The sequence below is a fragment of the Aurantimonas sp. A3-2-R12 genome, assembly GCF_036016755.1.
GTDB classification, from domain to species: Bacteria; Pseudomonadota; Alphaproteobacteria; order Rhizobiales; family Rhizobiaceae; genus Aurantimonas; species Aurantimonas coralicida_A.
Window position 1 is genome coordinate 1 of sequence record NZ_JAYXIH010000033.1, and the last position, 15,745, is coordinate 15,745.

Sequence of the window (15,745 nt, forward strand, 5' to 3'; positions counted from 1 at the left end):
AGGAGCCGGCGAACTTCCTCGACGTCGGCGGCGGCGCCACCAAGGAAAAGGTTACCGAGGCGTTCAAGATCATCACCTCGGACCCGAACGTCAAAGGCATATTGGTCAATATCTTCGGCGGCATCATGCGCTGCGACGTGATCGCCGAGGGCGTCGTCGCGGCGGTCAAGGAAGTCGGGTTGAAAGTGCCGCTGGTGGTGCGGCTGGAAGGCACCAATGTCGACAAGGGCAAGGCGATCCTCAACGACAGCGGCCTCGCCATCACCGCCGCCGACGATCTCGACGACGCGGCGCAGAAAATCGTCAAGGCCGTGGGCTGACCCTTTTCGCGGTGGGTGGCCTCCTCTCGCTGCCCACCGCCTTTCTTTTTCCTTTCTGCTGACCGACCCTAACGGAGTCTCGCGAAAACCATGTCCATCCTCGTCGACAAGAACACCAAGATCATCGTCCAAGGTCTGACCGGCAAGACCGGCTCGTTCCATACCGAACAGGCGCTGGCTTATCACGGCACAAAGATGGTCGCCGGCACGCATCCCAAGAAGGGCGGCGAGACCTGGCAGGGCAGCGCCGACGGCCGCGCCGTCGAGCTGCCGATCTTCGCCTCGGTCGCCGAAGCGAAAGCCAAGACCGGCGCCGACGCCAGCGTGATCTACGTGCCGCCGGCGGGCGCGGCCGCCGCGATCGAGGAGGCGATCGCCGCCGAGATCGGCCTGATCGTCTGCATCACCGAAGGCATCCCGGTGATGGACATGGTCAAGGTCAAGGCCAGGCTCGACACATCCAAATCGCGGCTGCTCGGGCCGAACTGCCCCGGCGTCCTGACCCCCAACGAATGCAAGATCGGCATCATGCCGGGCAACATCTTCAAGAAGGGCAATGTCGGCATCGTCTCGCGCTCCGGCACGTTGACCTACGAGGCGGTGTTCCAGACCACCAGCGAGGGGCTCGGCCAGACGACGGCGGTGGGCATCGGCGGCGATCCGGTGAAGGGCACCGAGTTCATCGACATGCTGGAGCTGTTCCTGGCCGACGACGCAACCCAGTCGATCATCATGATCGGCGAGATTGGCGGTGCGGCCGAGGAAGAGGCGGCGCAGTTCCTCAAGGACGAGGCGAAGAAAGGCCGCTCGAAGCCGACGGTCGGCTTCATTGCCGGGCGGACGGCGCCGAAGGGCCGCACCATGGGCCATGCCGGGGCGGTGGTCTCCGGCGGCAAGGGCGGCGCGGAGGACAAGATCGCGGCGATGGAAGACGCCGGCATCCGCGTCTCGCCCTCCCCGGCCCAGCTCGGCAAGACCCTCGTCGAACTCCTCAAAGGCTGACGACGGGGCGGCCCTCCACTCGGTTGGGCGCGATCTCGCGATTTGATACCGCGTCCCTTTCCCCTTTAAAGCATCCAACGACGAGATGGCCCCCACGCGGGGCCATCATGCGTGGTTCAACAACCGAGGAGACAGCCGCGATGCCCGAGGCGATGAAAACAATCGAAATGCGCGAGGCCGGCGAACCGGATGTCCTGGAAATCGGCTCGCGTCCGCTTCCGGTTCCCGCCGCTCACGAGGTTCTGGTCAAGGTCACCGCCGCCGGTATCAACGGTCCGGATCTGGTGCAGCGGCGCGGCCACTACCCGCCCCCCAAGGGCGCGTCCGATCTGTTGGGGCTCGAAGTCTCGGGCGAAATTTCCGCGCTCGGCGCGGACGTGACGGCCTGGTCCGTCGGCGACAAGGTCTGCGGACTGACCAATGGCGGTGGCTACGCCGAATATGTGACGATCGACGCCGGCCATTGCCTGCCGATACCGGAGGGCGTCAGCGACATCAACGCCGCCGGCCTGTGCGAAACGTTCTTCACCGTCTGGAGCAATTGCTTCCTCGGCCGCGAATCCAGCAAGGGTCAAATCTTCCTGGTTCATGGTGGCGCCGGCGGCATCGGCTCAACCGCCACCCAGTTGGGTGCGGCGCTCGGCATGCACGTCTTCGTCACCTGCGCTACCGCTGACGACGCGGCATTCTGTGTCGCCAACGGCGCAGAACGGGCGATCGACTACACGGAGGAAGATTTCGTCGAAGTCGTCCGCGCGGCAGGCGGTGCGAACCTAATCCTGGATATCATCGGCGGGCCTTACATCGCCCGCAACATCAAGGCCGCCAAGGCCGACGGCCATATCGTGCAACTCGCCTTCAACGCCGGTTCGAAGGTCGAAATCGACCTGATGCCCGTTATGCTCAAGCGTCTGACCTATACCGGCTCGACGCTGCGTAGCCGTCCCGACGCGTTCAAGGCGGCGGTGGCGGCGGATCTCAAAGAAAAAGTCTGGCCGCTATTCGCCGACGGTACGCTGAAGACCAACACCCATGCGGTGCTGCCGTTCGAGCAAGCGGCCGAGGCGCATAAGATGATGGAAGCGGCCACCCATCGCGGCAAGATCCTGCTGACGCCGTAACGCTCCGCGGACCTGCCCGAAAACGACAACGCCGACGAAACGACAGGGTCGCTTCGTCGGCGTTTTGCTGTTCGGCCGCCGCGTCGCCCGGCGGCCGAAACCCTGCCCTATTCCGCGGCCTCACGAATCGACGCGGCCGACACTTTCGCCGCGCAGAACTTGAACTCCGGGATCTTCCCGTAGGGGTCGAGCATCGGATTGGTCAGACGGTTCGCCGGCGATTCGTTGAAGCAGAACGGGATGAACACCATGCCGTCGGCGACCTCGCGATCGGCCCGCAGCACGGCCTCGATCGTGCCGCGGCGCGTCTCCACCGCGATCATCTCGCCGGCCCGTAGGCCGTGCTTGGCGATCTCGCGCGGATTCATCGCGGCGATACCCTCGGGCTCGATCGCGTCGAGCACCTCGGCGCGCCGGGTCATCGACCCAGTGTGCCAATGCTCCAGCAGCCGCCCGGTGGTCAGCACCATCGGGAACTCCGCGTCGGGCACCTCGTCCGGCGCGCGCAGATCCGCCGGCACGATGCGGCCACGGCCGTCGGCGGTCGGGAACCTGTCGTCAAAGACCACCCATTGCTCCTCGCCGTCGGGCTTCGACGGATAGGTGACGCTCTCATTCGCCTCCAGCCGGTCCCAGGAGATGTAGTTCAGCGAGGCCATCACCTGCCGCATTTCCTCATAGACCGCCGGCACCCCGTCATAGGACCAGTCGAGCCCTGAGCGATTGGCGAGATCGACGATCAATTCCCAGTCCTGCCGCGCCTCGCCCGGCATATCGATCGCGGGTCGTCCGATCTGCACCTGCCGATTGGTGTTGGAATAGGTCCCGAGCTTTTCGGCATGGGCGGACGCCGGCAGGATGACGTCGGCATGCCAGGCCGTCTCGGTAAGGAAGATGTCCTGCACCACGAGATGATCGAGCTTGGCCAGTGCGGCGCGCGCATGGATCTGGTCGGGGTCCGACATCGCCGGATTCTCGCCCATGACATACATGCCCTTGATCGACCCCTCATGGATCGCGTCGATGATCTCGACGACGGTGAGGCCCTTTTTCGGATCGAGCGTCCGGCCCCAGAAATCCTCCATCTCGCCGCGGATATCGACATTCTCGACGGACCGGTAGTCCGGGAAGAACATCGGGATCAGCCCGGCGTCCGACGCGCCTTGCACGTTGTTCTGACCGCGCAGCGGGTGCAGCCCGGTGCCCGGACGCCCGACATGGCCGGTGATCAGCGCCAACGCGATCAGGCAGCGCGAATTGTCGGTGCCGTGAGTGTGCTGCGAAATGCCCATGCCCCAGAAGATGATCGAGCGTTCCGACGTCGCATAGATGCGGGCGACGTCGCGGATCACCTCCGCCGCGATGCCGCAGACCTCTGACATCGCCTCCGGCGCGAAATCCTTGACCTTCTCCTTCAGCGCCTCGAAGCCGCTGACATTGGCCTGGATATATTGCTGGTCGTAGAGCTTCTCCTCAATGATGACATGCAGCATCGCGTTGAGCAGCGCCACGTCGGTGCCCGGCTTGAAGCGCAGCCCATGTGAGGCGTGGCGCATCAGTTCTTGGCCGCGCGGGTCTATCACGATCAGCTTGGTGCCATTTTTCGCCGCCTGCTTGAGATAGGTCGCGGCGACCGGATGGTTCTGACCCGGCCGTGCGCCGATCACGATGACGCAATCGGCCTTCAAGGCATCCATGAACGGCGCGGAAACCGCGCCCGATCCGACGCCCTCGAGCAGCGCCGCCACCGAGGAGGCGTGGCACAGCCGCGTGCAGTGGTCGACATTGTTGGTGCCGAAGCCCTGCCGGATGAGCTTCTGGAACAGATAGGCTTCCTCGTTGGAGCCCTTGGCCGAACCGAAACCGGCGATCGCATTGCCGCCATCCGCATCGCGAATCTTGGTGAGGCCGGAGGCAGCGCGCTCCATCGCCTCTTCCCAGGAAGCTTCCCGGAAGACGTCGGAGACGTCCATGAAGCGCATGTCGATATCGCCGTGCTTCGGCGCGTCGTCGCGGCGGATCAACGGCTTGGTCAGCCGGTCCTTCGACATGGCGTAGTCGAAGCCGAAGCGGCCCTTGACGCAGAGCCGGTTTTCGTTGGACGGCCCATCGCGGCCGTCGACCAGCACGATCTTGTTGTCCTTGGAATAGACCGTCGTCTGGCAGCCGACGCCGCAGAACGGGCAGACCGAATCCGTCACCTTGTCGAATTCCTTGACGACGCGCTTGCGGCCGTCCGTGTCCATCAGCGTCTTTTCGTACAATGCGCCGGTCGGACAGACCTGAACGCACTCGCCGCAGGTCACGCAGGTCGAAAAACCCATCGGGTCGTGAATGTCGAACACCGGCACCGCGTGATGGCCCCGATCGGCCATGCCGAGCACGTCGTTGACCTGCACTTCGCGACAGGCGCGAACGCACAGATTGCAGGCGATGCAGGCATCGAGATTGACGGCGATCGCCGGGTTGGAAATATCGTGGATGCCGGGGGTGTTGTCCGGCATTCCGTGGGTGGTTGACGCCGCAACGCTGTTCGGCCCGGCCTCGCCGTTCAGCGACGGGTTCTTGCCGTCGAATTTCGAGGGCAAGCGCTTGGAACCGGTGATCCCGAAATCCGCCGCCCAATTCCAGAAGGACGATTGGCTGTCCGGGCTTTCCTCGGGCGGGCGCATGTCGGCGGCCAGCATCTCGAAGACCATCTCGCGCGATTTCTTGGCGCGCTCGCTGGCCGTCTTCACGACCATGCCGGCGGCCACCTTGCGCTGGCACGACGCCGCCAGCACGCGCTCACCCTCGACCTCGACCATGCAGGCCCGGCAATTGCCGTCCGCGCGATAGCCGGGCTTGTCGAGATAACACAGATGCGGAATCCGGTTGCCCTCGCGCTTGGCGACTTGCCAGATGGTTTCGTCCTTGCCGGCGGAAACCGACTGGCCGTCCAAGGTGAAGCTAATCAGCTCGGCTTGCGTCTCGAGCCTGTCCGCATGGTCGCCGGCGACGCGGCCACCGTCGGCGGAGGCCGCACGTCCCACTGCGTTGTCAGGCGATACATTGCTCATATCGGCTGGGCTTTCGTTGCTGTTGTTCTGATCGGAGCCGCTCATCACAAATCCCCCCGGAAATATTGCAGCAGATGGTTCACCGGGTTCGGTGCCGCCTGCCCGAGCCCGCAGATCGAGGCATCGCGCATGACCTGTTCGAGATCGCGGATCGTCGCCTCGTCGAGCTTGCCTTCGGTCCTCAAGAGCTTGCCCATCTTCTCGGTGCCGCCCCGGCACGGGGTGCACTGGCCGCAGCTCTCATGGGTGAAGAAATCGACGAGGTTCAACGCCACGTCCTTGATATTGTCGGCATCGGAAAACACCACGATCGCGTGGCTGCCGACGAACGAACCCAGTTCCGCGAGCTTGCCGCCGAAATCGAGTGGCACGTCATCAAGGCTCGCCGGCAAAATCCCGCCTGACGCCCCGCCCGGCAGATAGGCCTTGAAGCTGTGGCCGTCGGCCATGCCGCCGCAATGTTCCTCGATCAGTTCGCGGATCGTCACACCCGCCGGCGCAACCTTGACGCCGGGATCTTTCACTCTGCCGGAGACCGACCAGGAGCGCATGCCCGGATGGTCGGGCTTGCCCTGCGCGCGGAACCATTCGGCGCCGTGCTCCAGGATTTTCGGTACCCAGTAGAGCGTCTCGACATTGTTGTTGAGCGTCGGACGGCCGAACACGCCGACCTCGGCGATATAGGGCGGGCGGTGACGCGGCAGGCCACGCTTGCCCTCGATCGACTCGATCATCGCGCTCTCTTCGCCGCAGATGTAGGCCCCTGCCCCGCGCCGCAGTTCGATGAAGCCCGGCGCGACCAGTCCGGCCGCCTCCAGCGCGGCGATCTCGGTTCGCAGGATTTCCAATACAGCGGGATATTCGTCGCGCATGTAGAGGTAGATCCGCTCCGCCTCGACGACATGCGCGCCGATCAGGGCGCCCTCGAACATCGGATGCGGGTTGCGTTCGAGATAGTAGCGGTCCTTGAAGGTGCCCGGCTCGCCCTCGTCACCGTTGATCGTCATCAGGCGCGGGCCAGGATAACCGCGCACGAAGCCCCATTTCTTGCCGGCCGGGAAGCCCGCGCCGCCAAGCCCGCGCAGCGACGCATCGGTCAGCTTCTCGAGGACGGTATCGGCGGCGAGCGCGCCGGTGCGCACCTGCTCCCAAATTCCGTATCCGCCCTTGGCGCGGTAGGCCGCCAGCCCTTCGTAGTCGGGCTTCAGGACGCCGGTTTCGCCGGCCTCGGCCATCTTAATCAGCCCCGCCGCGCTGGCGTGGCCGACCTCGCGGTCGCCGATTCGGGCGGCCGGCGCGACATCGCAGCCGCCCATGCAGGGTGCGCGCATGACACGGACTTTCGCAGGATCGACTTCCGCCTCCAGTCCGGCGATCACATCCTCGGCGCCCATGCACATGCAGGTCACCGAATCACAGACCCGGATGGTCAGCGGCGCGGGCGTCGGCTCCCCTTCCTTCACCACGTCGAAGTGGTCGTAGAAGGAGGCGACTTCGTAGATCTCGACCTGGCTCAGCCGCATTTCCTCGGCCAAGGCCCGGATATGCTTGGCCTGTAGGCAGCCAAATTGATCCTGAATCAAATGAAGGTGCTCGATCAAGAGGTCGCGCCGCCGCGGCCGATCTCCGAGCAGATCGTGAACCTCGCGGTGCGCGCCCTCGTCGAGCTGGCGTCCTTTTGGCTTGGCGCCGTCGCGTTTGCGCGGCATTCGCGCGGCCGGTTGGTCAAGCATAATTCGGCTCCCCCGTTTCGCGGATATCGGCGAAACATCAATTCCCACGCTCAAGCTCCGCGGAGATCTCCACGAAAACTCTGCGGTCCTCAAATGAAATGGCCGGGATACGGTCCGTTTGCTGGCGATCAGGTGGCGCCACGCCCGCTATCCCTCCGGGAGCCCTGTCCGGGGTGATTACCCTAACACGCCAGCTATGTGATGCAAGGCGTCGATCGATGCATTGCCGATCCGATTACTATCGAATTCCAAGCGCTTGCGTCAGCGTGAGCCCGTCTACCGCTCCACGGGTTCCGGTGGCCGGTCACGGCTGAAGGCGTAGGCGACCAGACCCGCCACCAGCAGCACGGCGTAGAAGGCGAAAACGGTGGCGTAGGCCGATTCGGAGGAGATCTCGGGATCGGCGAGGGCGAAGACGCCACCCGAGAGGAACTGGATGGCGCCAGCGCCGCCGATCGAGAAAAAGTTCAGCAAGGTGATGCCGCGCCCCAGCAAATGCGGCTGCATAAAGCTGCGCGCATGAGCCATGATCAGGGCGTAGTTGGCGCCAAACAGCGTGATCGCGGTGAGCAGAATGACGGCAGTCGGTGCGGAACCGGAGCCGAGGACGGCCAACCCCGCCAGCAGGATTGCGTTCACCGACGAGCCGACAATGGGGATCCATTTGCGGGTCCGGAAGATGACATCGAGCGGCCCGTGGGCGACCGTCCCCACGATCAGGGCGATGGCCATCAGCAAGGTCGCGTTGCCGACCCCTGCCAGGTCGAAACCGTAGACGTCGGCGAGATAGGGGCCGGCCCACAGGCCGCGGAGGTTTGCCGCCGGCGCATAGGCGACGAAGGCCATGGCCATCAAGGGCCAGAGTTCGCGCATCCGTAAAAGATCGAGGAGCGAGCCGCGATCCGTCGCGTTTTCAGCCGTCGGCACGGGCGGATCGCGCAGCACCCACATGATGATCAAGGCCAGAAGCAGGGTCACGACGGCGAGCCCGGCCATCACCTGGCGCCAGCCGACCGCCTCCACCGCGAGCGCCAGCGGCGCCGAGCCGAGCACGCCACCACCAAGACCGAAAGCGACGAACCAGGACGCAAACATCGCGAAGCGGCGCGGGTGAAAGGTCCGCGCGAAGATAAAGAACGCCGCCATCAGGATCGGCGCGCAGCCGGCCCCGATCAGAGTCATCGCGACGATGATCGCAACCGCCCCGTTGGCCAATGCGAACAGTGTCGAGCCGGCGGCAGCGGCGAGAAGAAACAGCGCCACCGTACGACGCGGACCATACCGATCGAGGGCGAATCCGACCGGAAACTGCATCAGCGCGAAGGCGATGAACCACAGCCCCGCCGCGCTCGACAGCGCCACCTCGCCGATCCCCAGATCCCGCGTCAGCTCCGGTGCGAGAACTGCGAGAAAGGAGCGGAAGAACTGCGAGAGGATGTAGGTGACGGCGAGAATGACGACGCCGGTCATCGGCGGTTTCCTTCGATGCTGGAACGACGACTGGCGCCGACCCTATCAAATCAGGAGATCGGCGAGGATATGGTTGTCGGTGATATCCTGGTAGCTGACCCCGCCCTCCTCGAACCGATTCAGGAGACCGGCGAAATTCGTCGAATCCTTGGTCTCGATGCCGATCAGGATCGAGGCGAAATCGCGGGCCGATTTCTTCAGATACTCAAAACGCGCGATATCGTCGTCGGGTCCGAGATAGTCGAGAAAATCCTTCAGCGCGCCGGGCCGCTGGGCAAGCCGCAGGATGAAGTATTTTTTCAGGCCCTCAAAGCGCAGCGCCCGCTCCTTGACGTCGGGCAACCGCTCGAAATCGAAATTGCCGCCGGAAACGACCAGCACGACGGTCTTGCCGCGCACACTCTCGCCCAGGCTGCGCAGCGCGTCGATCGCCAGCGCGCCGGCCGGCTCCAAAACGATGCCCTCGACATTCAGCATCTCCAGCATGGTCTGGCATAGCCGCCCCTCCGGCGACAGGATCACCCGCTCCGCCCCGAAACCACGCAGCGTCTCGAAGGGCAGCTTGCCGATTTCGGCGACTGCCGCCCCGTCGACGAAGCCGTCGAGCTGCGGCAGGCGAACCAGTTTGCCTTCGACGAGACTGGTGCGCAGGCTGGGGGCGCCGAGCGGTTCGACGAAATGAAAATCGGGCGACCCGTCGCCCTCGAAATAGCGGGTGAGCCCCGAGGCAAGCCCGCCTCCCCCCACCGGCAGGATCAGCATGTCCGGCCTCTCGCCGTCGAGCTGGCGCTCGATCTCGAGCCCGACGCTGGCCTGGCCCTCGACGATGTCCTCATGATCGAAGGGCGGCACCATCGGCGCGCCGGTCTCGGCGGAATAGGCCTTGGCCGCGGCGTAGCAGTCGTCGAAGAAGTCGCCGATCAGTTCGATTTCCACCGCGTCGCCGCCGAAGATGCGGGTCTTGTCGATCTTCTGCTGCGGCGTCGTCACCGGCATGAAGATGCGGCCCTTGAGCCCGAAATGCCGACAGGCGAAAGCGAACCCTTGCGCGTGATTGCCGGCCGAGGCGCAGCAGAACTTGCTGGTTGCCGAGCCGGCCGCGATGCGCTTGCGCATGAAGTTGAAGGCGCCGCGGATCTTGTAGGAGCGGACCGGCGTCAGATCCTCGCGCTTGAGGAAAATCCGGGCGCCATAGCGGGCCGACAGATGCTCGTTGAGTTGCAGCGGCGTTTCGGGGAACAACGCGCGGAGCGCGTCCTCCGCGCTGGCGACGCGGGAGCGGAATTCGGAAGTGGACATGAGACGGTTCTTGGATTTTGGGGCGCGCGGCGTGGCGTTCCCGGGAGATGTGCGGATCGACGGGGCGTCCCGGCGATCAGGAAGCGATAGTGCTGTCGGGCCGACCACCGCGAGCCGGACGGGTCCATTCCGCACCACACCGCGAGGCGGCACGGGGATCGGACGCGCCGGCGCCGATAATCAGGATCGCGGCTCCGCCGATCGAGATATCCAATACCATCGCACGCCCCTTTCCCGCATCGGTTGCCGTTGCGCTCAGCCATCGGCCATCGCGGCGGTTTTGTAAAGTCGGCCGGCCGTTTTGCTAACGTCGATTCAACCTTCGCACCCGGGGTGAACGCGGCGATTCTTGCGTCTCTGTCGCCAGCTGCGAGGCGGCCCCAAGGCGTCTCGGCAACGGACGTTCAATGGCCGGATCGCGCCCATGAAAGACATTTATATCGCCTCTTCCCATGCAGTCCATGCAGCGTCCGAGCTACGATCTTCGATGAAAATGGGATAGTTCGATAGCGTTCAACTTGTTGAACGCCGGCCCTTTTGTTACTGTAGTTGAAAATTTACGAATAGGCGTTCTGCCGGTGAGATTTGTTGCTATCGACGTCGAGACAGCGAATGCTGACATGGCATCCATATGCTCTGTCGGTGTCGCCGAATTTGATGGAAATGCACTCGTCTCCGAATGGTATTCGCTCATCGATCCCAGCGACTATTTTGACCCTATCAACGTATCAATTCACGGGATCGATCAAGCCGACATTCAAGGTGCGCCGACCTTTCAGCAGGCGGCGCCGGAAATCACCCGTCTGGTCGGTGATCAGGTGGTGGTAACACACACACACTTCGACCGAGTTGCGGTGCACCAAGCAGTAGGTAGGCACTCGATCTCGCCTCCGAACTGCACCTGGCTCGACTCAGCCCGCGTCGCTCGTAGAACTTGGGCAGAATGTGCCCGGTCGGGCTACGGGCTGGCCGACGTTTGTAGGCAGATCGGCTACCCATTCAAACACCATAATGCCCTCGAAGACGCAAAGGCATCCGGCCAGGTTATGCTTGCCGCGATGCAGGAGAGCGGTCTCGACTTAGAGGCCATGCTCGCGCGTGTGCAGCAACCCATCGACCTAACGTCAAGCAGCACGGCTTCAATCAAGCGCGAAGGCAACCCTTATGGTCCGCTTGCAGGTGAGGTGATCGTGTTCACTGGTGCCCTAAATATGCCCCGTCGGGTAGCCGCAGACATCGCAGCATCCGTTGGATGTGCGGTAGCCGCTAGCGTAACGAAGAATACAACGCTGCTCGTGGTCGGTGATATGGACGTGCAGAAACTGGCTGGTCACAGTAAAAGTTCCAAACATCGCAAAGCTGAGGAACTGGTGGCATCCGGCCTGCAGCTCCGCATCATTCGCGAAACCGACTTCAAGGAATTGGTCGCTCTTGGATAGCTGAAGATGGTCGCTCAGCGTATGTCTAATTTGGCGGCATCGCTGCCGTGGCCGGGCCTGATTCCGGCGTTCTGTCGCGGCTCAGCTCGCCGCATGGCCCGTTCCAGCACTGAAAAGGTGGCTGGGACGAGAGACTGCGCGACATTGAAGCGCAGGAATCCGCTCGCGGCCTGGGTGAGACTGAAGGCATTGCCGGGAGCCAGAACGACACCTTCCGCGAGCGCGGATCGTGCCACATCGGCGGCATCCAGACCCGCGGGGAGTTGGCACCAGAGGAACATGCCCGCATTGGGTTCGATCCACGGGGTCAGACCGAGGCTTTTCAGTCTGGCGCTGACCTGCCCCATCGCGTCGGCAAGGCGGGTGCGCAGGCCGCCGGTATGTTTGCGATAGGCTCCATCCTTCAGCAAAGCCAGCACCAGCTCCGCCGAGAAAGAGCCGCCACCGAAGGAGGTGGCGAGCTTGAGATCCACCAACTCTTCAATCCAGTCCTGACGTGCCGCAACGAAGCCGCACCGAACCGCCGCCGACAAGGTCTTGGAGAAGCTGCCAATATGAATGACGCGATCGAGCCCGTCGAATGCCGCCAGACGCGGCGCGGGCTCCTGCTCGAAATCCGCAAAAATGTCATCCTCGACGATGAGCAAATCGTGCTGTTCGGCGAGTTTCAAGACGCGGTGCGCGACGACGGGCGACAGGGTCGCCCCGGTGGGATTGTGAAGCGCCGAATTGGTTATGTAGAGGCGAGGCGCGTGCTCCGTCAGAGCCTTTTCGAACAGCTCCAGGTCCGGGCCCGTATGCGTATAGGGTACGCTGACGACCTTGACACGATGGACGCGCAGCATGGCGTGGAAGTTGAAATAGCAGGGATCGTCGAGCAGGACCGTATCGCCGGGCTCGACCAGAAACCGGCACAGCAGGTCGATGGCCTGGGTGCCGGATTCCGTCAGCATGATCTGATGGGGAGGTGCCTCGATCCCACGATCCGCCAGGCGCCGCGACAGCAGCTGTCTTAGCGCGGGCAAACCGTGAGGGGTGCTGTAGTCCGTCAGGCTGGCCTGGCCTTCTCGTGCCAACAGGCGCAAGGCGCGGCGAATATCCGCATCCGGCATCCAGGACGCGGGCAGCCAGCCGCAGCCGGGCTTCAACAGGCTGCTTCCCGCATCCAGCGATTGCCGCGTCATCCAGATCGGATCGACCTCGCGGTCGAGGCGCGGTCCGATATCGGAAAGGGAAAAGGGCGGCAGGTGCCCCGCGACGTAGAAGCCGGAGCCGCGCCGCGACAGGATCACCCCCTCGGCCGCGAGGCGGTCATACGCATCGACGACAGTTGATTTTGATACCTGCATCTTCTGCGCCAGACCCCGGATCGACGGCAACCTGACGCCCGGTGCTGTCTGGCGGCTCGCAATCTGCTTTCGCACGGTCGCCATCACCTGCTCGACAAGTGTGCAGCCCGCCAACCGGCCCCGGTCCCGTGCGCTCATCTGTATTGCCTCGCCCGCCACTACAGTTTCTAAATATTGTAATGGACTGTCTCTGGAAGCGCCATATCCCTCCCGCCATGTTCCACCTGGAAAAAGGGGGATCGGATGGACGAGACGAAGAGCGGCTGGTTCTACGGCTTCATCGGAGTTGCGATTTTCAGCGGATCGCTGCCAGCGACGCGGGTGGCGGTCGCTGATTTCGACCCGGTGTTTCTGACGATTGTCCGCGCTGCGATCGCGGGCTTTCTGGCGCTTGCCCTTCTTGTTCTCCTTCCCCAGAAACGCCCGGACCGGAGCGATCTTGCATCCTTGTTCATCGTCGCGCTCGGGGTGGTGGTCGGCTTTCCCTTGCTGACAGCGCTGGCTCTGGAACACATCACCTCCGCCCACTCGATCGTTTTTATCGGCCTCCTGCCTCTCGCGACCGCAACTTTCGGCGTGCTTCGGGCTGGCGATCGCCCGCGTCCCGTATTCTGGCTGTTCTCGATTGCCGGCAGCTCGCTCGTCGCCGGCTTTGCCCTGACACAAGATTTTTCAGCCTCATGGACCGGCGATCTGTTGATGCTCGCGGCCATCGTCGTGTGCGGCATGGGCTACGCGGAGGGGGGCAAGCTGTCTCGCAAACTCGGCGGTTGGCAGGTGATCTCTTGGGCGCTCGTTCTGTCCCTGCCGGTGATGGCTCCCTTGGCTGCCTATACGATGCCCGCGACCTTCTCGGAGGTCAGCCAGCCGGCCTGGATCGCGCTCGCCTACGTCTCCTTGTTCAGCATGCTCATCGGCTTCGTGTTCTGGTATCGCGGGCTCGCCCAAGGGGGCGTCGCCGCCGTCGGGCAACTGCAACTGCTTCAGCCATTTATGGGGTTGATGCTCGCAGCGACGTTGCTCCACGAAGATGTCAGCTGGCCGATGGCGGCCGTCAGCCTCGCCGTGGTCGCTTGTGTCGCGGGCGCGAAAAAATTTGCTTAGATATCAATACGGCGGCACGCGAATCGAGGCGCCGCGACCGCCCCGTTCACACGAACAGATCAACCAGCTCGAACGTCTCGACGTCAACGATGCCCTTGTCCGAGATCCGCAAGGACGGAATCACCACCAGCGCGAGCAGTGAGTGCTGCATATAGGCGTTATTGAGCGTACAGCCGGCGTCGCGCATCGCCGCGATCAGCCGGTCGGCCTTGGCGGCGACGATCTCCGCCCGCTCGTCCGACATCAACCCGGCGATCGGCATTTCGATCAGCGCCCGCTCCTCGCCATCGGCGAAGAAGGTCACGCCGCCGCCGACCTCGCCCAGCCGGTTGGCGGCGAGCGCCATGTCCGCCTCGGACGTGCCGACGACGATCATGTGGTGACTGTCATGCGCCACCGTCGAGGCCATGGCGCAGCGGCCGCGATAGCCGAAACCGGAGACGAAGCCATTGACCACCTCGCCGCTCGCCCGGTGGCGTTCCACCAATGCGATGCGGCAGACGTCATTGGCGACATCGGGCATCGCCACGCCGTCCACGACAGGAATCGTCGCCGTCAGCGCCTTGGTCGGCGCCTGGTTCTCGACGACGCCGATGACCCGAACCTTCGCCGTGCCGCCTGCGCCCGCCGGCGCCGCCACGCAAAAGTCCTCGGCCGTCAGAGGCCGGACAAGCTTTACCGTCGCCTTGGCCGAGGCCGGATAGGCATAGGCCGGCATGTCGGCTTCGAGCGTCCCTGCCGCCGCCAGACGCACGCCGCGGCCATAGACTTCGTCGATGGTCAGCTCGGTCAGATCGGAGACGATCAGGAAATCGGCGCGCCGGCCCGGCGTCACCGAACCGATCTCGCGCTCCAGCTTGAAGTGCTCGGCGGTGTTGATCGTCGCCATCTGAATCGCCGTCATCGGCTTCAAGCCGCGTGAAATGGCATGGCGAACCACTCGGTCCATATGTCCCTCGCGCAGCAGCGTGCCGGAATGGCAGTCGTCGGTGCACAGGATGAAGTGGCGCGAATCGAGCCCCATCTCCGTGATCGCTCGGACTTGAGCGGCGACGTCGTACCAGGCCGAGCCGAGGCGCAGCATCGCCTTCATGCCCTGGCGCACCCGCGCGGCCGCGTCCTCCATGCGAGTGCCCTCGTGGTCGTCCTCCGGCCCGCCGGCGACATAGCCGTGGAAGGCCCGCCCGAGATCCGGCGAGGCGTAGTGCCCGCCGACGGTCTTGCCGGCTCTCCGGGTCGCGGCGATCTCGCCGACCATCGTGGCGTCATTCGCCGCGACGCCGGGAAAGTTCATCACCTCGCCGAGCCCGATGATCGCTGGCCAGTCCATCGCCTCGGCGACATCGGCCGGGCCGAGCACGGCACCGCCCTCCTCCAGCCCCGGCGCCGAGGGCACGCAGGACGGCATCTGCACCCAGACGTTGACCGGCTGGACCACCGCCTCGTCATGCATCAGCTTGACGCCCGGAAGGCCGAGGACATTGGCTATTTCGTGCGGGTCGATGAACATCGAGGTAGTGCCGTGCGGAATCACCGCGCGGCAGAACTCGGTCACCGTCACCATGCCGCTTTCAACATGCATGTGCGCGTCGCAGAGCCCTGGCATCACATAACGCCCGGCGGCGTCGACAACCCGCGTTCCCTCCCCGATCGTATGGGCGGCATCGGGGCCGCAATAGGCGAAACGTCCCGCCTTTACCGCAATGTCGGTAGCGGGAATGATTTCGCCGGAGTGGACATTCACCCAGCGCGCGTTGCGGACGACAAGGTCGGCCTGGGTACGCCCCATGGCGACATCGACGAGTTGAGGCGCGACGCTGTCGAATGGCTCCGGACGGTCCATGCTCAT

10 protein-coding genes and 1 pseudogene are annotated in these 15,745 nt (G+C 64.1%); 5 read left to right on the forward strand and 6 right to left on the reverse strand.

Going from position 1 to position 15,745, the window contains the following annotated elements:
* The 3 genes and pseudogenes from sucC to VSX60_RS16020 form a co-directional block, all read left to right on the forward strand.
* Nucleotides 1–320: pseudogene (gene sucC, locus VSX60_RS16010) on the forward strand (succinate--CoA ligase subunit beta); the annotation flags it as partial.
* Between the two features lie 90 nt (nucleotides 321–410).
* Complete coding sequence (sucD, locus tag VSX60_RS16015; RefSeq protein WP_327625261.1) at nucleotides 411–1,322, forward strand: succinate--CoA ligase subunit alpha; 912 nt, start codon at nucleotides 411–413, stop codon at nucleotides 1,320–1,322.
* A gap of 107 nt (nucleotides 1,323–1,429) precedes the next feature.
* Nucleotides 1,430–2,443, forward strand: coding sequence for an NAD(P)H-quinone oxidoreductase (locus VSX60_RS16020; RefSeq protein ID WP_327625262.1), 1,014 nt, complete (start codon nucleotides 1,430–1,432; stop codon nucleotides 2,441–2,443).
* 107 nt (nucleotides 2,444–2,550) lie between these two features.
* Here VSX60_RS16020 and fdhF read toward each other — a convergent pair whose 3' ends face one another.
* The 4 genes from fdhF to ilvA form a co-directional block, all read right to left on the reverse strand.
* Nucleotides 2,551–5,547: a formate dehydrogenase subunit alpha gene (gene fdhF, locus VSX60_RS16025; RefSeq protein WP_327625263.1), complete on the reverse strand. Its 2,997-nt coding sequence runs from the start codon at nucleotides 5,545–5,547 to the stop codon at nucleotides 2,551–2,553.
* Nucleotides 5,547–7,235 carry an NAD(P)H-dependent oxidoreductase subunit E gene (locus VSX60_RS16030; protein WP_327625264.1) on the reverse strand — a complete coding sequence of 563 codons (1,689 nt, stop codon included), beginning with the start codon at nucleotides 7,233–7,235 and terminating at the stop codon, nucleotides 5,547–5,549. The genes fdhF and VSX60_RS16030 overlap by 1 nt, the downstream gene beginning before the upstream one ends.
* 276 nt (nucleotides 7,236–7,511) lie before the next feature.
* The gene (locus VSX60_RS16035) at nucleotides 7,512–8,705 is read right to left on the reverse strand and encodes an MFS transporter (protein WP_327625265.1); all 1,194 of its coding nucleotides are present in this window, start codon (nucleotides 8,703–8,705) and stop codon (nucleotides 7,512–7,514) included.
* Nucleotides 8,706–8,750: 45 nt separating this feature from the next.
* Nucleotides 8,751–10,004, reverse strand: coding sequence for a threonine ammonia-lyase IlvA (gene ilvA, locus VSX60_RS16040; protein WP_327625266.1), 1,254 nt, complete (start codon nucleotides 10,002–10,004; stop codon nucleotides 8,751–8,753).
* Between the two features lie 518 nt (nucleotides 10,005–10,522).
* Here ilvA and VSX60_RS16045 point away from each other — a divergent pair.
* A complete protein-coding gene (locus tag VSX60_RS16045) occupies nucleotides 10,523–11,443 on the forward strand; it encodes an exonuclease domain-containing protein (protein WP_327625267.1) in 921 nt (306 codons plus the stop codon).
* Between the two features lie 14 nt (nucleotides 11,444–11,457).
* Here the strand turns inward: VSX60_RS16045 and VSX60_RS16050 are convergent, their stop codons facing one another.
* The gene (locus VSX60_RS16050; protein ID WP_327625268.1) at nucleotides 11,458–12,930 is read right to left on the reverse strand and encodes an aminotransferase-like domain-containing protein; all 1,473 of its coding nucleotides are present in this window, start codon (nucleotides 12,928–12,930) and stop codon (nucleotides 11,458–11,460) included.
* Nucleotides 12,931–13,035: 105 nt separating this feature from the next.
* Here VSX60_RS16050 and VSX60_RS16055 point away from each other — a divergent pair, with 105 nt between their 5' ends.
* A complete protein-coding gene (locus VSX60_RS16055; RefSeq protein ID WP_327625269.1) occupies nucleotides 13,036–13,896 on the forward strand; it encodes a DMT family transporter in 861 nt (286 codons plus the stop codon).
* Nucleotides 13,897–13,942: 46 nt separating this feature from the next.
* On the opposite strand, the gene ade is transcribed toward VSX60_RS16055, so the two are convergent.
* Entirely contained in the window at nucleotides 13,943–15,745 is a 1,803-nt protein-coding gene (gene ade, locus VSX60_RS16060; protein ID WP_327625270.1) for an adenine deaminase, read from the reverse strand.